Source organism: Paenibacillus sp. M2, assembly GCF_046713495.1.
Lineage (GTDB): Bacteria > Bacillota > Bacilli > Paenibacillales > Paenibacillaceae > Paenibacillus > Paenibacillus amylolyticus_B.
In genome coordinates this window covers 289,560-310,225 of record NZ_CP169648.1, presented here as the reverse complement: position 1 = coordinate 310,225, position 20,666 = coordinate 289,560, and the positions used below count along the sequence as shown (strand labels likewise).

The window sequence follows — 20,666 nt, the reverse complement described above, 5'->3', positions numbered from 1 at the left end:
TACATGAATAAATTGGATATATAAAAAATGACCAAGCCGGGGAATCGTCATTCCCTACGCTTGGTCATGCCTGATCGAATCAGTAACAGTCCAATATGGATTATTCGGTTAGTTTCTTCACTAGTTCATTCATTCCGCTGGTTCATTCGAAATCAATCGTTGGATATGCAGAATCAGATATAACTTTTCATCATCCGAACAGGTCCAGCCATAATTACTTTCCAGGAAATCAGCAATCTTCTCCACACAAGCGAGTTCTTTCGGAAACTTCTCCTTCACCATCAGGAACAGCGATTCATTCTCGTCTTTGAGCGATTTACCGCTCATCTGCCTCAGAATGAAATACCGAATATGTGTGGCAAAGCGCATGAAATGGATGGAATCCTCCTGGAAATCAATTTTGAGCGCATATTTGATCACGGACAGGATCTCGCCCGTAACTGTGGTTACCTTGGTGGTATCCGTCATCTCTCCAGAGCCCACCTGTGCATTAACAAAATGCAGAGCAATCAGTGTTGTTTCGGCTGTCGGCAGAGCGATATCCGTTTTTTCCTGAATCAGCTTCAGCGCAGCCTCCCCCACCCGGGTCTCGTCCGGATAGAGTGTCCGCACTTCCCATTCCAGCGGATTTTTGATACGGATGCCTTCTTTGGTTCGGGTTAATGCAAAACTGATATGGTCAGACAGGGTGAGAAGCAGATTCGGGTTAAATGTTTTATTCAGGATCTGACTGCCCAACTTGATAACTTCCTCCGCGAGATAAATATCCTCAATCGGAATACTGTTCAGCAGGTCATACATACGGATGTTCTTTGGTGCTACAAATATTTTCTCCACCAAGTCCGTCTCCGTCAGCTCATAGGGCGTTTTCAGAAATCCTACACCCTTGCCTACGACAAAAACCTCTTCGTTATGTTCATTAATAGCGATGGCTACGTTATTGTTTACTTTCTTGATAACCTTCAATGTTCTCACCCCCCAACAAAAATAAAAAAAGACCGAAAGCGATTACAGTAAAGCAATCGAATTCGGTCATGCCTGGTTTCCCCAGTAACAGTCCGTGTTATGAATATAAGTTTATTATAGTGCTGTTTTAGAAAAAGTCAATCATCCAATCTTAGGGAAAAATCAGCCCCTCTTATCATTGAAGGGAACGCAGAGACCCGATACGTCATATATAATAACGCCCTTTTTTAAAACTACAAAAAGAAAATGTGACCATATGCCCTACTCGCCAGTCTAATTCATATCAAAACCAGCCAAGTGCTGGCTTCATCCCTCCAATACGAAAGGAGCTGTTATCCATGGGTTCAACCGATCTCGTTAACCAGGCCATCCAAGGAGATCGTGAAGCCTTTATCCGGCTTATTCGAGACATTGAAAACTCTTTGTACAATACGGCAAAATCCATGCTGCGAAAAGAGGAGGACGTGGCCGATGCCATTCAGGAGACAATCCTGAACGCATACAAATCGGTGCATACACTCCGGGAACCCCGGTATTTCAAAACCTGGCTGTTTCGCATCCTCATCAATGAATGCAACACGATGCTGTCCCGCCGCTCTCTCTCCACCGCTTATGCGGAAGTACCTTCAGAAAAGCGGGAGCATTCCAGTCCCTACGATGAGGTCGATATGCGAGAAGCGGTAGACCAACTGGAGGAATCGAAGCGAATTGTTGTCGTTTTGCATTATTTTGAAGACCTGTCTCTCCGTCAAGTCGCCGATGCCCTCAATATTTCCGAAAGTGCAGTGAAAATGAGACTTACTCGGGCAAGGCAGGAGTTATATCAGAAATTCAAAAATTTTCGGGAGGTAAACTTACATGTCAAACCTGTTTAATATCGATCAGGAATTAAAGAACCAAGCGAAGGAGCGTCCTCTGATGTCTGAACTCGTGCGTAACCGGATTGATGCCACACTGGATTCTCTGCCGGCGTCCCCAAACACATTGAAAACCGAACAAACTTTGCGCTCCAGTCGCCGGCACAAGCGATGGCACAAGGCTGCAGCTGCGACGATCGCAGCCGGAGTATTGGGCGTGACTGTATTTGCATCCGGCTTTGTATCACCGGCCATGGCTGCCTCCTTGCGCAATATCCCACTCGTGGGCAGCCTCTTCAGCTCAATCGAAGCCGATATGGGTCTGCGAACGGCGGGCAACGACGGCTTGACTACCCCTGTTAACAGCAAGGTTGCTTACCAGGATGTGAAGCTGGAAGTCCTTGAAACAGTTTATGATGGTACCCGTGCTGCATTTCTGGTTCATTTCACTGCGCCTAATCTGAATCAGGGTGAATATGACAATGGCAAGGACATCGTGAAACTGAGCAGTGGTATTGAGAATGTCTTTTTCAAAGTCGACGGGTCCCTTTCGAATAGCGGACTGTTCTATAGTTCGGTAGGAGAAACGCAGCCAAATACACTGCTCTTTGAGCAGGTCATTTCCTCCGATCAGGGAACGGCACAATTGCCGGATCAGTTCGACGCCAAGGTTCAATTGACGTTGCAGGGCATCGATCATGAGTTCGAGCTGACGGTTCCATTTGCCAAATCAACAGAAAACATTCATCAGGTTCTGCCTAATACAGCCATGACCAACAATTTGTATACTGCCGCTGTTACGGAAGCTGTGGTTACCCCTGTCACTACCCGTCTAACTACTGTTATCAGTTTGAACGATAAGAGTACTCTTACGGCAAAAGAGCAGGAACAGCTGAGTCACGTCGGATTTGCCGTCTATGATGATCAGGAGCGGCAGCTAACCGCTCTCAGCGGCGAAGGCCTATACGAGGGTAACCAACTGAAATCGGAACGCATATATGCCACAACTGCCAAGGATGTAAAATATCTGATAGTAAAACCTTTCGAGATCAAGGATGATTTTACGGAAGAGGTTAAAGACACTCAATTCATCAAGGGAATGGAAATGAAGATTCAGCTTCAATAGCCTGATCTCATTTCTTATGAAGGAGCCATTCCATGTCCATCCAATATTCAATCTCATCTCCCATCGTACTTGGCCCATTATTCGTTCTGGTCCTGCTTGCCCTGATGATCCACGCCAGGGTGAGCAAAACCAGGTATACGGTCAGGCAGTATGTGTCGATGCTCGCATTTGCCATATATATGTTGGGCGTTATGCACTTTGTATTTTTCCCTATCGACGTGAACATCGGAATCTATGCCAATCAAACTCCATGGTATCAAAGCATTCAATGGATTCCGCTCCTGACCGCGGATGCACCAAGCTTTCTCCTCAACATTGTGCTGTTTATGCCACTGGGGTTCATGCTTCCTTTCATCAAGCCTTGGATTCACTCGATACGAACAGCAGCATTCGCAGGATTGAGCGTAAGTTTCCTCATCGAAATAACACAGTTGCTGCTCCGAGCAACCTTAGGCAACGGTCGCAGCACCGATCTGAACGATTTGATAGCCAATACAACAGGATGTGTTCTTGGTTATGTCATCCTGAATATGTTCACAAAAAGTTCCATCGGACAGCGCCTGCTGGCCCTATGGGAGACACCACGGGGAGCATCATCCAAAGATATGCAGTAAAATGAATATGAACGAGCATAAAGCTCCTGAAGGCAAAACATGGTCCATACACCAAGATGAAAAAAGCCGTCTGCTATGGTACAATGAAAGAATTGTGTATTCAGAGACAGACATGTGGATAAAGGCCATGAACGAAGGATTTCTGATGCGCTTTTATCCATTCATCATGCTGCCATTTTAGGGAGGCTTATGGAACAACCATGCTCATTATTGGTATCGCCGGAGGAACCGGCTCCGGTAAAACGACGGTAGCTCGCTCCGTCATAGACCGTCTGGGATCAGGTAAAGTCACGTTTATATCCCAAGACAATTATTACAAAGACCAGTCGCAGCTGACACCTGAGCAACGCCGACTCACCAATTACGATCACCCGTTTGCATTCGATAATGATCTGTTGATTGAGCATCTCACTTTGTTGAAAAAAGGCCAAGCGGCGTATGCTCCCGTATATGACTTCACCATAGATAATCGTGCTGCCAATGAGACGGTTGAACTGGCACCGAACCATATTGTCATTGTAGAAGGATTGCATGTGCTGATTGATGAACATCTTCGCAGTCTGATGGACATCAAAGTATTTGTTGATACTGATTCCGATGTTCGGATTCTACGGAGAGTCCTGCGGGATATTGAAGAGCGCGGACGCACGATCCAATCCGTGTACAAACAATATCTCGAAACGGTAAAACCGATGCACGATGCTTTTATCGAGCCATCCAAAAAGTATGCCGATATCATTATTCCAGAAGGCGGACATAATGAAGTAGGTATTCAGATGTTATCCATCCTCACTGAGAAATACCTCACCGGGGAAAATTGGAACGGCGCTTAATTTGCGCAATGCAACGCAACAGAAATCCAGGTTACGATACTGCGTAATCTGGATTTTTTGTTGATTTTTCATTTATAATAGTCCCCAATAGTTGAAAGGAGATCTACCCCTATGGCTACTTTTGAAGAGTTCATGCAGCATGACATCCGGGTTGGTACCGTGGTGGAAGCCGAACCCTTCCCCAAGGCTCGCATACCCGCTATTAAAATGACGATCGACTTCGGACCACTTGGTCTTAAACGCTCCAGCGCTCAGATTACTCAGCGATACACGCCTGATGTGATCATTGGCAAACAGGTCGTTGCTGTAGTTAATTTCCCACCTCGGCGGATTGCCGGTTTTGTCTCTGAAGTACTTGTGCTTGGCGGCTTGCCTGGTGAAGGCGATGTTGTCTTGCTCTCACCGGATAGCCCATTACCTAATGGAACACCGATAGCCTGACTTTATTTGGAGTAAGAAGAATATGGGCTTTTCAAATGTTTGGAAATCGAGTATTCTTGATTTATTGATTATTGAATTGACTATTGATGGAACTACATATGTTGGAGACCTTAAAGCATAAGGCTATGAATCTGCGGATTCGTGGCCTTTTTTTGTGTTTTTTTGATGGAATATAGGTCTGGAGAAGTAGTAAGAGTGGTGTGGAGAGGAGAAAACATATTGATTAATCATACCAACAGCCTAGTATTACATGGTAGAATATTCATTATTATTACAAATTTAGTATCTAGTAACCTAAATCGTACATACCAAAGAAAACAAACGAAAATGGAGAGGAGTAAGATTCATGAAAAAAATGATGATTTCCGGCGTAGCGGCATTGGCTATATTAACAGGGGGTATCGCAGGTTTTGGAGGTGTTGGGAGTTCTGTAGAAGCCGCACAAGTTACAACTAAATTCAAGGACGTTCCTTCTACACACTGGGCATCTTCAGCAATTAATTCGGCCGTGGAACAAGGTTATTTCAAGGGGTATGCCGACGGGACATTTAAACCAAGCTCACCAGTCACCAAAGCTGAAATGGCAAGTATTCTGGGACGTTTATCCGACCAGCCTAATGCATCAACACAAGAACAAAATAATTTCACGGACATACCCGAGTGGGCAAAAAGTGGTGTCTCTATTGCTATAGCAAAAGGTTTTATCAGCCCTTCTAATTATAAGGGGAAATTGGATGCACAAGGCGCTCTTCAACGAGGGGAGATGGCTACTTGGCTGACGCAAGGGCTAACCGTTGTTGATCCTCAGTACAAACAAGCACTCTCTGATGTGACCAACACCGTTGTGCCTGCAAAGGAATATTTCACAGGCAAACTCGCAAGCGCTCAAAAAAATGCAGTCGCTGTTGCCCTGGGAACGGGACTGATGAGTGTAGCAAACGATAAAACATTTGGCGTCGATCGTACAACAACACGAGCTGAAGTAGCTGTATTGATTGCCCGTTATGCAGCAGTTGCCAAGACAAAACCTGCTGATTTTCAGGGGCTGAATGAGCTGCGAGCGGTGGGTTTGACGGGGACAAATTTGAGTATTATTGCGCCATCGTACAAAAAAACACCTGAGAAAAAAGTTAATCCTAACATTGACTATAATTCTGTAACAGAGGACTTTTCAAAAATAAGAAATAAAAATCTTGTTACTCTAACAAATTATTCTGATCTTAAAATCAAGAATTGGATTGTCGTTAGCCCTTATGCAGTAGGAGCAAAACGGAGCGTTTATTATCCTGTTTTCGTTGATGAAGGAGTTATCACAACTTTGCGAGGTGCATATCACTCATATGTTGAATTTGAATTAAACATTAAAAGTTCATCTATGAATCAGCTCCAAGCTGGAAGTTTATTAAACTCAAGTGCTATTGACCCTCTTCTTTCCCCAAAAACTAAAGCCAGTGCTTCATTTGGAATACCGACTAATATTCAATTTCTCAAAAGCAAAGGAGTTTTCACTGTCAAAGATCCTGTATTCTGGGGAGATGGACTACTACATTTTGATAAATCTCTGATTTCTGCAATTACACTTACAACTAAAGAGGGAGTTACATTCAGTGTGATCGATAATAAATAAGGATGGGATAATTTTGGCATTAAAAAGCAATATAAGTCGATTTCTTATCGTAGCCTTTACAATAAGTGCTTTGTTAGCCCCCTTTTCCACCATTGAAGCTGGCGGGGGGCCAGGCACTAAAGAAGAAGTTAAACCATTTCACATGGAACCCTCAGGACCAGCTAAGTCACAGAAGAAAGTTATTCCTCTTGAAGGAGAAGCAAAAACAAATCTTGGTATCTATATCTTTCAACTCGATAATTTAGATTGGAGGGTAGAAGGTCAGTGTAACGACATTAACCTAATTAATGATTCTTCAACTAACCTACCTAAATCATCCAGAGTATGTGTACGATTAGATCTCGATAAAGATGTATACAAACCAACGGAGTACAAGGATAAAAATAATGAGCAGCTCCCTTCATCTACAATAACTGAAAGATCAAAGAAACCTCACTACATGGACAACACTAGCTATTATAGAATTGGAGATCCAATTTTAATTTCTGTAGATAAATTTGATGGCTTGAGCACCGAATTCCAAATGCAAATCGGGGGCGCAATTGCCCCTACTGCATCTAGAAAGTATAACCCTCCGAAATGGTCAGCGGACTACATTTTCAGAACTGATCTTTATTGGCGGGCCTTTGCCGAAATAACCAAAGAGATCAACCTCACAGCTGGCGGGCAACTTAGCTTGAACCAGTCCAAACAATTAAACGCAACGGTCAAAACGAAAAATGGTGATGGAAACTTTGGTGCAGAAACCAATGTAAACACCGGTAGCGGTGGTACAACGACATGGGAATCATCCAATCCTGGTGTCGCTACCGTTAGTAACTCCGGAGTAGTTCAAGCCGTCAGCAGAGGAACCACAACCATCAAAGTACTGTGGGAAAAGGATGATTTTGAGCTAACAACCACAACAAACATTGGCGTTGAGGAAAATCCGGGTCCTGGTGGGGAGGACAGTAACGGAGGCGGTGGAGGTTGCACGCCAACGGTTGGACCACCTTCTGGTGGAACCATCATGAGCATGAGTGATCTCGATCCAAATGCCAACGGTGTTATTAAGTCAGATAACAGAGATAATGAGACATTCAATGTGTTAAAAGGAATCCCTACTTCCGAGTCACTCTACACAAATGCCTTTGCTGACAATTACCTGTTTAAACAAGCTTGGGCGAAAATGAGCGGTAAAATTACATACAACTGTAATTTCACAATCTCGTACGACAGAGAGTGGACAGTACCTGGACCGGAGGTATGTGATGATGATGGTTGTACATCAGGGACACCTGTACCTGCGAACGACACGGTACCCAAGCCATACAACTTCCAAATCACAAGAGACTACTCCTACTGGAAAATTAATAACCTGGAAGTATATAAGATCGCTAAAGCAACCATGAACAATTACGCTTTGCCCGGTGAGACCGTTACGATGAATCCATCAGGATACACACCACCAACACTGGAGTCTAAACATGATGAATCCGTAGAAAGCCATGTACGACCAGGCCAAACCACTTCAATCTCATATACTCCACCCAAATTAACAGGTGGTTTGAACCAACCTCCCAGTGTGCCTGATGATACATCACGGTTAAAAGGGATGGCTGAATCCAACACACCTCAAAGTAAAGTGAATAATGATCTAGTGAAATTCAACAACACAACCATTATGAATGATGTGGAAGCAACCAAGGATGGCCCAACGCCATCCAACATTCCTAACCCAACAACGATCGGTCGCAATGTGCTGTACAAACCGGGTAATATGATCAGCAATTTCCTGTTGAATAAAGCAAACACCACAAGCTCTGGTGAGATCTATTATGATTTGCTACCAGGCAACGTGAATGGCGGCGCCAATAAAATATTACCGATTAACGGCATCAACACCGTCACGGTACATACCCCTGTCGTCAATTACGTCTGGGTATCGGATGATCAGCCGCATAATCAGAAAACCGTGCCGGACCCAACAAGCGCTGCACTCATTCTGGAACGTCCGTTCATTGTGAGAATTCCCACATCGGGACAGCACTTGGACGCAGCAAGTTATCCCGGTTATGGGAATCGGGAATATGCCAAATATTTTCGAATCAAACAGGTGCAATTCCCGTTTGATGTCTACAACGCAGACCGGAGTCAGTTTATCCCTGCCAAGACATGGGTCGATATTCCGGTCAATCAACTGGATACCACATTCTACCTTCCTGTATGGGTAGACGAGGGAAAATACCATATTACATTCCGCAATATTGCAGAGAATGCACCTGCAAACTTTACCGAGCAAAAGGATGCTAATACCAATTTGGCACATCATGTTGCAGCAGACACCGTACCGGTAGATGTCATCGGAAGGTTATATGATTTTCACGTCACTGATATCTCTGATTACAACTGGGAAAATGTATTTCGCAAGCGGCTGGGCAGTCCCGAACCAACGGGCCTTAGCTACTGGGCTGGAATCAATAGCATCGATGGTGATCCTCGGGGTAACCTGGCTCCATTTGTATTGCCCATTCGACCGGGAAGCCACCCGGTACAGGGATTTGCTAACGCACTTGTGAAGACAGGGTACCATTTCAAGTTTGATCTGAAGACCAAGGGCAATATGTTTGGCAATCAGGATGGTATTCGAATTACACCCAATTTTGCTTTTGTGAGTAAAGACGGGTCTTCCCGGAAAGAAGTAGATCTGTACTACCATCGAGGCCAGGAACGCCTAATCCGCATCGGATCGGCACAGGATCTGGAGAAACGATTTGTTGTCCTGAACTCGCGGCTTCGGAATGTACCCGGCACAGAGTTAGGCGATACCGCGCGTTATCAGTATACTTATGAACTGACAGCGGAAGAACGCAGCCAGCGTACGTTGGCAGAACATATGGTTCGCCTGGTCGATCAGACTTCACATCAAAAAACATGGGTAGGTCGTTATGACTGGATGATCCTGTCCGCTCCGATTCGGACACTCATCGGGCCCAAAACGGAGATTCCTTCCGGGGTCAACGTGGACCGGGCCAATGCAGCAATCCAGCGTTGGTACGGGGAGTACAGCTTGCCAGCCGATGTATATGCCGTACCAAAAGGGACGGATCTCGAACCCCTTGCCCAACAAAATCAGCTGGATGAGAAATCGAAGATTTTTCTAAAGAATGGTTATATCGTAGTTAACTTCAACGTGGAGAGCCTGCGGAATGGAAATACAGAGGCGCCCCATCTGCAATACATTCATGCACCACTGATGAATCAATGGCAGATGGAAGGTTTCAACAAAACGCCAACAGACAGTCACGGCAGTACCTGGCCGCTGAAGGATGGCGACATTGTCTTTTATCATGCTGATCAGTCTAGCCGGAACGACTTCCAATCGCAAGTACCACACTAGTTTGAATCTCTCATGTCAGCACGACTGGCTAAGCAGATGTAACCAACTACATGTGGACAGAAGAGTCTATATGCGGAGTATCTCTCCAAAATAAGACTGACTGTCTGTATAGCGATAACACCCAATGAAGCAATCAATAAATATATGATGAAATAGACATGAGGGCAGATAAAATACTATGCAGCCTTCACAAAACTATGGTGTACTGAATTGATATAGGTGCACTGAACGACATAAGATGAAGCATTCAGAAGCTATTGCTGTATCACGTTCCAACTTACACACAACATGCCTGTTATACAACAAAAGGGTTATCCTGAAAGTCATCTATGGACTTCTGGGGTAACCCTTTTTGCATCATTCTCTTTTTATAACCTTACTTAGACTATAACGAAAACCCGCACATTGTATTATCCTGACAGACTTTCTCCAGGAGACGGGTAGAAAAAATCATGCTCTCTAAACACCTTCCTATCTCCCTTAGGGTACTACTGTGTTAGTTAAACCTGGCAGGTCTCCTAGCTCCAGACTCATCGTCACTTGCAGCTCCTTCCTGGCTTAAACCAGTGGATTATCACTACCTGACTCCTCTGTTACAGTGGCGGGACCGCGCCGGTATTACACCGGACTTCCCTATTAAGCTTCCACCCTGACGGGCAAAGCACCAAGTTCCACATATTCAATTACACTTCTGTATCAGAATAGCGGGACAACGTTTAATGATCAAAAATTTTCTTTCAAATTTGAAACACTAAGTGCGTCTAATCGCGAATTCTCGACCCCTTCGGAGATACGCCCGTCACACGCTTAAACATCTTGGAAAACAGTAATGGGTCCGTATAACCAACAGAATGGGCCACTTCACTGACCGACAGCCCTGGATTCTGAAGAAGTTCGGCTGCCCTATTCATACGGTACTCCAGAAAAAAGGACTGTAGCGACATGCCATATCGCTCTTTGAACAAACCCGATAGATACGTGCGATCCAGCCCCACAGCTTGGGCAATATCCAGAATGGAAGTTCGCTGACTGTACCTGTTCTCCATAAACTGCACCGCCTGCCGGATGTACGTTTCTTTGTTCGAAAGGAGCTGCCCTATTTCTTCCTCCACAGGTGAAGAAGAGATTAGTTCTGCCATCAAGCGGTACAAGAGACTCTGATTCATCACATCGCCTCCCGGACGCGTGGAAGCTTGGACCATCTCCGTATACAACTGTTCCATCGTAATCGTATCATGGGCATCATATATCGGCCGCTCCGCGCTCAATTGAGCACGTTGCATGAATGCTTTGGCTTGTATGCCTTTAAAACCAAACCACGAATACGTCCAGGGCTCCTGCGGATCTGCCTCATAATGAATAAGCGTGTCCGGGAGAATGGCAAAACCCTGTCCCTCGCTAAGCTTGTACTCCTGATCCCCCATGTACACAGTGCCCCGTCCTTCATGGATGTAGTGCACAATGTAAGAATCACGTACACCCGGTCCCCAATAATGCGCAGGGTCACATGCCTCCCACCCAAAAAACAACAACATCAGCTCCATCTGTGTCCAGCCTGCGGGAACCACATTCATCTCTATTTTTCTCATTTTATGCCCTCCCTCCTTGTTTCCTTCCGAGGTTCACCATCTGTATGTCTAATTAAATTATAACAGCTAAAGCACAACATTATTAGTTGAAAACGGAAACAAAAATGGGATTATGCCATGTTTGAGAAGGGTTGAGCCATAGTTATATGTGCCGAATCGGCCTATAGTTGGGGTACAACATTTTTCAGGGAGGCTGAACTTAAGATGAATAAAATTACATTTCTCGGTGCGGGAAGCACCGTCTTTGTCAAAAACGTATTGGGTGATGTCATGATGACCGAAGCACTGCAGGATTTTGAGCTGGCATTGTTTGACATCGATGCTGAACGTTTGAGCGATTCCGAGCGTTTGCTGACCAGCCTGGCCCGTTCACTCGGAAGTCGTTGCGTTGTGAACGTATATCATGACCGCAAAGAAGCGCTGCGCGGGGCCAAATATGTCATTAACGCTATCCAAGTCGGTGGATATGATCCATGTACCATTACAGACTTCGAGATTCCGAAGAAATACGGATTGCGTCAAACCATTGCAGATACACTCGGCATCGGCGGAATTTTCCGTAATCTGCGTACGATTCCTGTTATGCTGGATTTCGCCCGAGATATGCAGGAAGTATGTCCGGATGCGTGGTTCCTGAATTACACCAACCCGATGGCCGTGCTTACTAACGTCATGAATGTGCAGGGCGGGATCAAAACCGTAGGATTGTGTCATAGTGTACAGGTATGTGTACCACATCTGTTTGATGCACTGGGGATCGATCAGACAGGTGTCGTGGCTAAGATTGCAGGGATCAACCACATGGCGTGGCTGCTCGAAGTTACAAAAGACGGGCAGGATCTGTACCCCGAGATTAAACGTCTGGCGAAGGAAAAACAGAAGGAACAGCATGACGACATGGTTCGTTTTGAGCTGATGCAGCGTTTTGGCTATTATGTAACGGAATCCTCCGAGCATAATGCCGAGTACCATCCTTACTTCATCAAACGGAATTACCCGGAGCTGATTGAACGCTTCAATATTCCACTGGATGAGTATCCACGCCGCTGTGTGAACCAGATTGAAGGCTGGAAAGAAATGCGTACCAAGCTGTTTGCCAGCGAAAATATTGAACACACCCGCAGCCGTGAATACGCATCGCATATTATCGAAGCGATGGAGACGAATAACCCATACAAGATTGGCGGCAACGTCATGAACAACAGACTGATTACGAATCTGCCGCGCGAGGCATGTGTCGAGGTACCTTGTCTGGTCGATGGATCAGGGATCAGCCCTACGTACATTGGGGATCTGCCTCCACAACTCGCAGCACTGAACCGGACAAACATTAACACGCAACTGCTGACCATTGAAGCAGCAATCACTGGTAAAAAGGAACATATCTATCACGCCGCCATGCTTGACCCACACACGGCTGCCGAACTGTCTATCGACGACATCGTAGCGATGTGTGATGAGTTGATTGAGGCTCACGGCGACTGGTTGCCGAAATATACCTCATAATATATAAAAGCACCGTTTCCTTTGCAGCTAAAGGGGACGGTGCTTTGTTGGTTTGGTTCATCCATAGCGCTCACCCGCTGAAACGTGCATCACATCTTTTAGAAGAAATGCCTCGCTCCCTTGATCCTTACTCGGCAGGGAGCAAAAAACGATAACCAATACCCGGCTCCGTCTGAATATATCGCGGATTCGTTGGATCTTCATTTAATTTTTTACGCAGATGTCCCACATATACCCGAAGATAGTGGCTATCGGACTCATGATGATGCCCTCCCCATACTTGCTGCAACAGCTGGCGCTGAGTGATGATCTTTCCTGCATTGGAGGCAAGCACCTTCAGCATCTCATATTCCGTCGGGGTTAATTTGACCAAATTCCCCTCCAGTTCGACTTGCCTTTGGGCCAGATTAATCGTGAGTGATCCGAAGCGCAGTATCGGCTCATCCGTCGTTTTGGCTACATGACGTAACGCAACCCGAATACGGGCGACCAACTCACCCATACCGAATGGTTTGGTCACATAATCATCTGCACCACCATCCAACGCGGCAATTTTGTCTCCCTCCTGATCCTTCGCTGTCAGCACAATAATCGGCACTTGTGACCATTCTCGAATCCGGTGAAGTACCTCCATGCCAGACATGCCTGGCAAACCAAGATCAAGGATGATCAGATCCGGATGTACAATACTGGCTTGAATAACACCCTCTTCGCCCTCCCCACACTCGTGGAGTTCGAATTGATGTGCCTGAAGAGTGACCTTGAGCAATTTGCGAATCTGCGGTTCATCATCGATCACCAGTATACGAGCCCCTAGTGGTGCGTTCATGTTATTCTTCAACCTCTCCTTGTTCTGAATAGGGAAACCGCGATCCGTGAGCCTCCATGGGGAGTTCTATGCGCATTCTCGTTCCTCCGCCCAGATTCGGCTCTGCCACAATGGTACCTCCGTGGACTTCCACAATGCCTTTGCAGATCGCCAGACCAAGCCCCGTTCCTGTGACATGCTGGGTCGACTCTGAGCGATAGAACTTATCAAATATACATATTCTTTCCGCTTCCGGTATACCGATGCCTTGATCAGCTACCCAGATCGTCAATTGACTTGAACTCTTATCACTCGCCACAGTGATAACAATCTGGCTCTCATCAGGCGAATATTTGATGGCGTTGCTGACGATATTGACCAGTACCTGCTCCAGCAATACTTCATCTCCGTTAATGAAGGCCGGATCATCAGGCAGTTCAACTTGAATGTTACGATGCGGACTGAATTCCCGAACCTGTGTCAGTACAACGCTGATCATGTCCCCCACGTCACACCATTTCCGATTCAGTTGCAACATGCCGCTCTCCAGCCGAACCATACCCAGCAGATTCGTGACGAGACGATTCATGCGCAAGGCTCCATCCCGAATGTTGACTGTTAATTCTCTCCGATCCTCGGGTGTAAAAAGAATATCATTCTCCAACAATCCCGTAGCCGAGCCGATAATGGCGGTTAGGGGCGTACGCAATTCATGGGAGACAGAGTCCAGCAGCGCTGTGCGTATGCGCTCCGATTCGGCAGTGATCTGCGCCAATCGGGCCTCTTCAGCCAGTTTCACTCGGGCAATGGCACCTGCGGCCAGTCCTCCGCATGCCTCCAACAGACGAAGCTGTTCTTGCTGCTCATGAACCTCATCAGCGTCCATGCTCACAGCGAGCACACCATGGATCTGCTCCTCTGTGCGTAGCGGCACGTAAAGTCCGGGAGATTCCCGCAGAGTAGATGATCCTTTACCAGCGATCTGTCCGTGATGATATACCCATTTGGCAATGGCAATCTCCGACTCTCCATCTCCCCAGCCACCCTTTTCTGCTTCAGATGCGGGTGAAGATGAGCTAGTAACCAGTAGATCCCCCTGACCATCCGGAAGATACATAGCCGCGGGCTTACCCAGGGTGAGCGAAACCTGGGTTGCAATGTTAACCAGCAACGTATTCAGATCCGTAATGGCTGTCATCTGACGACTCAATGCGTACAGGGAGTTAGTTGTGGCTTCGCGTGCTTTTACCATCTCCAGTTGTTGTCGCAACCGACCTGCAAGACTTGCTGTCAGGATCGCCACAGCAAGATACACGACAAAGGAGATGAGATATCTCAAATCCTCAACCGTAAAGCTCAGATATGGCGGTACAAAAAAGAAGTCAAACATAATAACACTAAAACCCGCGGCATATACAGCCGGCCCCATTCCCCAATACACAGCACTCACCAGAACGGGAAACAGGTATACAAGCGCTACATTAACCAGATCACCACTCATGCCGATAACATGAAGCAGCAAAGTTAGCAGTGTCACCCCGAGGGTCACCCATACATATGCCGGAACCCGTTTTCCATGGGATGCCCGTGTTTCTCTTTTTATTCGTTCAGACAACATCTTATTCACATCCCGCTCCGTTCCTCATCGTAATCTGCAACGATCAATACATCCAGATGCCGCGACAAGCGTACAAGTCGGTTGACCACCGAACCTGAGCCGCGGTAGCCATTCAGCCACCACACCCGCCTTGCCTGCCCGACCACCAATTGGGTTGCTCTCGCCTCCGATGCCTTTCTTGCCAAAATCTCAGGTACATCGCGCAGCCTTGGACCGTGATGAATATGAAATTGACCACCAAGCCGAATCGTCAGCTGTTCCAACGCTTCCAGATGGCACTTCACTTCGTCACTCATGGACTCGCCGATGTGGATATGATGTACATGCCAGATGGCTTTTAGACGAAAAGCCATGCGGAATCCACGCCGGATAAGCCGCTCGGCATGACGATCACTGCTTACACATACAAAGACCGCTTCCTGTCTGCGCCAAGGTCCTCGAAGTGTGATTTTGGCCTGCTGTGCTTCAAGCCGTTCATCCACGTCGTCCGCCAGTTCGCGCAGGGCAAGTTCACGCAAGGCAATCAGATTACCGATTTTGAAGAAATTTGCAAGGGCTTGCTCGACCTTGGCAGTTGCATAGATTTTACCCTCCCTCATGCGCTGCCGCAAGGCCTGGGGCGCCACATCAATCAGCTGCACCTCATCCGCCATCTGAATGATCCGATCGGGTACGGTCTCGCGGACACGAACACCGGTAATATGTTCAACGGCATCATTCAGACTTTCAAGATGCTGTACATTCATTGTGGTAATCACCGAGATGCCTGCATTCAGCAGGATAAGGACATCTTCATAACGCTTTTGCCGGACACTTCCGGGTATATTCGTATGTGCCAGTTCATCCACAAGCACCACTTCTGGGCAAAGATGCAGAATGGCCTCCGTGTCCATCTCTTCCAGCCGAGCCTCCTGATAAACGTGCTGCACACGAGGGATTACAGATAAATGACCCATCTGCTCCACGGTTTCTGCCCGTCCATGTGTCTCCAGCAAACCGATTTGCACATCGATGCCCTTACGGAGCAAATCATTGCCTTCCCGCAGCATCATGTAGGTTTTGCCTACACCTGGTGCGGCTCCAATATATATTTTGAATGTGCCGCGCTGAATCTGGCCAATCTGTTCCTTCATTTCCTGCTCGCTTAGTCTGCGGTATGTCAGTGACTCTACATCGTTTATCTTGGTCGGAACCACATGTTCACCCTCCCGAGCCGCTCGATCAGCAACCAGAAACAGATCAACACCACGTAATCTGCGTAGCAGCGAATTAACAACGGACCCTTGCCACAATTCCTGCCAGCGCGTACGCCGGGAGTGTCCCATCACAATCCGGGTAATCTGGTGCTCCATGGCGTAACGCGCCAGCATAGACGGGATGTTACGACGGTGTAATATTGACAGTTCCTCCATATGGCCGCCAAACTTCTCCAACAGTTTGATCATATTGCGCCGAAATACGGTTGCCTCCTTATTTAATGGCTGCTTCATATTCCGAAAAACCACCGCGGACAGATCACCATTCAACCGTTTGGCAATCTGTTGTCCGCGCCGGATATAGATCGAGCCGTTCCAATGATATTGCGTGGACACCAGAATCCGTTCCAGGATGCCTGTTGTGACGGTAATTCCCATCTCCTCCCGATGCTCCCGCAGAGATTCATTGACCCCTTCTGCAACCAATCTCAGGGCCAATTCGCGCAGAATACCCAGATTGCCTTGGCGAAATACAGCTTCTCCCTCGCGCCCCTTCAGGTGACCTTCTGCAAGACGGCTCAGTATCGTTTCCGGCGTGACGTCAATCAGCTTGACTTCATCCGCAAGTTCCAGTGTATCCGCGGGTACCGTATGTTCTGCTACGATCCCTGTAAGTTGTCGTGCCAGCTCGGTATAACCTTCCAGCTCATACACATTCACCGTTGTCATGACACTGATGTTGTTTCGGAGCAAGAACTGAATGTCCTCCAGCCTGGTAGCATATCGAGCGCCATCTCTGTTGCGATGTGCCAAACCATCCACCAGCACAACCTCCGGATTACGCTCCAGCAGTGCATCCAAGTTCAGATCTTTCATCTCTACTTCATCACTCTGGCGTAACCAGTGAATGCTTGGAATCCGTTCGAGTGCGCCAAGCTGCTCTACCGTTTCCGGTCTGCGCATTGTGGAGACGGCGCAGATGACTACATCAATGCCCTGCTCGCGCAACGTATTCCCTTCTCGTAACATGTGATACGTTTTGCCCGATCCGCTGACGGGGCCGATGTAGATTTTGAGTGTACCCTGCTGTAGCTTCGTAATCATCTTCAGCATCTCTTCTGGAGACTTGCGCTTGAAACTGTCTTCCATCCGTCCCTCTCCCCCCTTTCCTCTAAAAAATAAAAAATATAATGAAAAAATGGAGAAAGCCCCTCGCGATATGTCGTGAGCAGGCTAATATGTTAATTCGTTAATTCGTTAATTCAGTTCCGTTGTCAGCGCCACATTCAGAGCCGTTACATTCACACGCGGTTCCCCGAATATACCCATCTGACGACCTTCCGTATGCTCATTTACAAGTTGCACAAGCTGCTGTTCACTAAGCCCAGTAGCTTCGCTAATGCGCGGGATCTGTGCCTCAGCGGCTTCGGGAGAGAGATCCGGGTCAAGTCCCGAACCTGAACCCGTCACGAGATCAGCAGGGATCTGCTGCAATCCCGGGTTTTCCTGCCTAAGCTGAGCAATCTTTTCCTTCATCTCACTGATATACTCATCCGAAGCTACAGCTCGATTCGAACCGGCTGAAGCCGTTGGGTCATAACCGGCACTTGATGCCCGGGGCTGGAACAGCCCCGGCGATTGGATTTCCTGCGCCAGCAGTGACGAGCCAATAATTTTCTCATCTTGCGTAATCAGACTGCCATTCGCCTGCGCAGGGAAGAGAAGTTGGGCTACGCCAGTCGTTACAAGCGGGTAGATTAGACCGCAGATCAGCATCAGCACGACGGATAGCCGTACGGCGGGTAAGAACATGTTCATACAGATCACTTCCTGAATTCATTAGGATAAAAGGACAATTTCGCTAAACGTTGCAGTCTATCACTCTTTAGTTCAAGATTTCGAGATCACTTCGTTTTCTCAAAGAATCCCCGACAGAACCATATCAATGAGCTTAATGCCGATAAAAGGTACAATCACACCACCTACGCCATAGATGAACACATTGCGCCCAAGCAGCCGTTCGGCTGACATCGCCCGATACTTGACCCCTTTCATTGCGATAGGAATGAGTAGCGGAATGATAATGGCGTTGAAGATGAGCGCCGACAGGATCGCAGACTGCGGTGAAGCCAGATTCATAATATTTAGCGCCTGAAGCTGCGGCATGGCGAGAATGAACATCGCTGGGATGATGGCAAAATATTTCGCGATATCATTGGATATCGAAAAGGTTGTAAGTGCACCGCGTGTAATCAGCAGCTGCTTGCCAATGGAGACGACCGACAATAGCTTGGTTGGGTCAGAGTCCAAGTCAATCATATTGGCCGCTTCCTTTGCCGCCATGGTGCCCGAATTCATCGCCAGGCCCACATCGGCCTGTGCCAGAGCAGGAGCATCGTTGGTACCGTCGCCCGTCATGGCGACGAGTTTGCCCTCCTGCTGCTCTTTTTTGATCGCAGCAATCTTGTCCTCGGGCTTCGCTTCGGCAATAAAATCATCCACGCCCGCTTCCAGCGCGATGGTCGCTGCGGTTAACGGATTGTCGCCTGTACACATAATGGTCTTGATACCCATGGCGCGCATCTCAGCGAACTTCTCTTTCAGCCCTGGCTTCACAGTGTCTTTCAGATAGATCACACCGTAGATGCGTCCATCGATAGCTACAGCAAGCGGCGTACCCCCAGCCTTTGCAATTCGATTTGCGATCTCATCCAGATCCCCCGGTATACGGCCTCCTTCGGAGGTGATATATCTTTTGATCGCATCTACCGCACCTTTGCGGATCTTCATTCCGCTACTCAGATTGAGACCGGACATCCGGGTCTCTGCCGTGAATTCCACATTTTCCGCATGTGCATATTCCGTCTCCGGCCAGCTCTGGCCTTGTCTGCCTGCCAGTTCTACAACAGAACGTCCTTCCGGGGTCTCATCTCGCACAGAAGCCTGTAAAGCAGCTTGCGTCATCTCTGACGAAGTAATGCCCTGAACGGGAATAAACTCAGATGCCATGCGGTTTCCGTATGTGATCGTTCCTGTTTTGTCTAGAATCAACGTGTCGATATCCCCGGCTGCTTCCACCGCTTTACCTGACATGGCGAGCACATTGAACTGCGTAACACGGTCCATCCCGGCAATACCAATGGCAGACAGTAATCCACCAATGGTGGTTGGGATCAGGCAGACGAGCAGTGCGATCAGGGTCGCTAGATCCAGTCGAATACCCAGGTAATTCGCCATCGGAACCATCGTGAGTATGACGATCAGGAAGATCAGCGTTAATACGGCGAGCAGGGTTGTCAGCGCAATTTCATTGGGTGTTTTCCGGCGCTGTGCACCCTCAACCAGAGAGATCATCCGGTCAAGGAATGACTCCCCCGGATCGGTCTGTACACGCATGACGATGTAATCAGATACGACACGTGTACCTCCGGTAACCGATGAAAAATCGCCTCCCGCTTCCTTGATGACCGGGGCAGATTCTCCCGTAATGGCCGATTCATCAATAGAGGCCAAGCCTTCTATAATCTCACCGTCCGTGGGGATCAGTTCACCAACTTCCACACGTACCATATCGCCTTTTTTCAATTGGGTCGAAGACACGTGTCGGATTGTTCCATCCTTCTGTACCAGATTGGCCATGGTGTCCGACTTCGTCTTGCGTAACGTATCCGCCTGCGCTTTACCTCTACCTTCTGCAAGTGCCTCCGCGAAGTTGGCAAATAGCAGGGTGAACAGCAATATGAAAAATACGGCGATATTGTACCCGCGCCCGGCTTCGGATGCGGTGAACAGATCGGGATTAATGCATAACAAGAGCGTAATGAATGTACCCACCTCGACAATAAACATGACCGGGTTTTTGATCATGACCACTGGATTAAGCTTCTTGAACGCATCCAGTGAAGCCTGAAGTATCATATCCTTGCTTAACGACCGTTTCGATCCGGGATCACGTTGAATATGACCTCGATTGTTATCCGGCTCATTGCCCTTCGTTCTAAACATTTCTGTATCCGTGTGTTGCATCGTCTGCTCCTTCTTTCGTTCGACTGCATTCATCGTGCACTGCCACCTCCATACGTTACGTCGATACACCAATTTCTCTG

16 protein-coding genes and 1 riboswitch are annotated in these 20,666 nt (G+C 47.5%); of the genes, 9 read left to right on the top strand and 7 right to left on the bottom strand.

Annotated elements, in window-relative coordinates; all coding sequences use genetic code 11:
- Positions 1 to 129: 129 nt before the first annotated feature.
- Positions 130 to 975, bottom strand: a complete 846-nt coding sequence (locus ACETMN_RS01430; protein WP_223199825.1) for a PRD domain-containing protein — start codon at positions 973 to 975, stop codon at positions 130 to 132.
- A gap of 329 nt (positions 976 to 1,304) precedes the next feature.
- Between ACETMN_RS01430 and ACETMN_RS01425 the strand changes: the two genes are divergently transcribed.
- From ACETMN_RS01425 to ACETMN_RS01390, 8 genes are all read left to right on the top strand, one after another.
- Positions 1,305 to 1,841 (top strand): sigma-70 family RNA polymerase sigma factor, encoded by a 537-nt coding sequence (locus ACETMN_RS01425; protein WP_091012141.1) that lies wholly within the window; start codon positions 1,305 to 1,307, stop codon positions 1,839 to 1,841.
- Positions 1,825 to 2,949 (top strand): DUF4179 domain-containing protein, encoded by a 1,125-nt coding sequence (locus tag ACETMN_RS01420; RefSeq protein ID WP_105602215.1) that lies wholly within the window; start codon positions 1,825 to 1,827, stop codon positions 2,947 to 2,949. Before ACETMN_RS01425 ends, ACETMN_RS01420 begins: the two co-directional genes overlap by 17 nt.
- Before the next feature lie 32 nt (positions 2,950 to 2,981).
- Positions 2,982 to 3,563: a VanZ family protein gene (locus ACETMN_RS01415; protein WP_411735677.1), complete on the top strand. Its 582-nt coding sequence runs from the start codon at positions 2,982 to 2,984 to the stop codon at positions 3,561 to 3,563.
- A gap of 7 nt (positions 3,564 to 3,570) precedes the next feature.
- Complete coding sequence (locus ACETMN_RS01410; RefSeq protein ID WP_411735676.1) at positions 3,571 to 3,744, top strand: hypothetical protein; 174 nt, start codon at positions 3,571 to 3,573, stop codon at positions 3,742 to 3,744.
- Positions 3,745 to 3,763: 19 nt separating this feature from the next.
- Positions 3,764 to 4,396, top strand: a complete 633-nt coding sequence (gene udk, locus ACETMN_RS01405) for a uridine kinase (RefSeq protein WP_017691162.1) — start codon at positions 3,764 to 3,766, stop codon at positions 4,394 to 4,396.
- A 111-nt stretch (positions 4,397 to 4,507) separates the two neighbouring features.
- Positions 4,508 to 4,837 carry a chaperone CsaA gene (csaA, locus tag ACETMN_RS01400; RefSeq protein WP_105602218.1) on the top strand — a complete coding sequence of 110 codons (330 nt, stop codon included), beginning with the start codon at positions 4,508 to 4,510 and terminating at the stop codon, positions 4,835 to 4,837.
- A gap of 346 nt (positions 4,838 to 5,183) precedes the next feature.
- Positions 5,184 to 6,464: an S-layer homology domain-containing protein gene (locus tag ACETMN_RS01395; protein ID WP_411735675.1), complete on the top strand. Its 1,281-nt coding sequence runs from the start codon at positions 5,184 to 5,186 to the stop codon at positions 6,462 to 6,464.
- 439 nt (positions 6,465 to 6,903) lie between these two features.
- Positions 6,904 to 9,843 (top strand): DUF5704 domain-containing protein, encoded by a 2,940-nt coding sequence (locus ACETMN_RS01390; protein WP_411735674.1) that lies wholly within the window; start codon positions 6,904 to 6,906, stop codon positions 9,841 to 9,843.
- A 490-nt stretch (positions 9,844 to 10,333) separates the two neighbouring features.
- Positions 10,334 to 10,527, bottom strand: a riboswitch (cobalamin riboswitch).
- A 77-nt stretch (positions 10,528 to 10,604) separates the two neighbouring features.
- Here the strand turns inward: ACETMN_RS01390 and ACETMN_RS01385 are convergent.
- Positions 10,605 to 11,432 (bottom strand): AraC family ligand binding domain-containing protein, encoded by an 828-nt coding sequence (locus ACETMN_RS01385; protein WP_411735673.1) that lies wholly within the window; start codon positions 11,430 to 11,432, stop codon positions 10,605 to 10,607.
- A gap of 204 nt (positions 11,433 to 11,636) precedes the next feature.
- Between ACETMN_RS01385 and ACETMN_RS01380 the strand changes: the two genes are divergently transcribed.
- On the top strand, positions 11,637 to 12,938 hold the full coding sequence (locus ACETMN_RS01380) for an alpha-glucosidase/alpha-galactosidase (protein ID WP_411735672.1): 1,302 nt from the start codon (positions 11,637 to 11,639) through the stop codon (positions 12,936 to 12,938).
- A gap of 127 nt (positions 12,939 to 13,065) precedes the next feature.
- On the opposite strand, the gene ACETMN_RS01375 is transcribed toward ACETMN_RS01380, so the two are convergent.
- The 5 genes from ACETMN_RS01375 to kdpB form a co-directional block, all read right to left on the bottom strand.
- Positions 13,066 to 13,767, bottom strand: a complete 702-nt coding sequence (locus ACETMN_RS01375) for a response regulator (RefSeq protein WP_411735671.1) — start codon at positions 13,765 to 13,767, stop codon at positions 13,066 to 13,068.
- A gap of 1 nt (position 13,768) precedes the next feature.
- Positions 13,769 to 15,364 carry an ATP-binding protein gene (locus ACETMN_RS01370; protein ID WP_411736388.1) on the bottom strand — a complete coding sequence of 532 codons (1,596 nt, stop codon included), beginning with the start codon at positions 15,362 to 15,364 and terminating at the stop codon, positions 13,769 to 13,771.
- A gap of 5 nt (positions 15,365 to 15,369) precedes the next feature.
- Positions 15,370 to 17,709 carry a histidine kinase gene (locus ACETMN_RS01365; protein ID WP_411735670.1) on the bottom strand — a complete coding sequence of 780 codons (2,340 nt, stop codon included), beginning with the start codon at positions 17,707 to 17,709 and terminating at the stop codon, positions 15,370 to 15,372.
- A 108-nt stretch (positions 17,710 to 17,817) separates the two neighbouring features.
- On the bottom strand, positions 17,818 to 18,378 hold the full coding sequence (kdpC, locus tag ACETMN_RS01360) for a potassium-transporting ATPase subunit KdpC (protein ID WP_091012124.1): 561 nt from the start codon (positions 18,376 to 18,378) through the stop codon (positions 17,818 to 17,820).
- 99 nt (positions 18,379 to 18,477) lie between these two features.
- On the bottom strand, positions 18,478 to 20,478 hold the full coding sequence (kdpB, locus tag ACETMN_RS01355; protein ID WP_411736387.1) for a potassium-transporting ATPase subunit KdpB: 2,001 nt from the start codon (positions 20,476 to 20,478) through the stop codon (positions 18,478 to 18,480).
- Between the last annotated feature and the right edge of the window lie 188 nt (positions 20,479 to 20,666).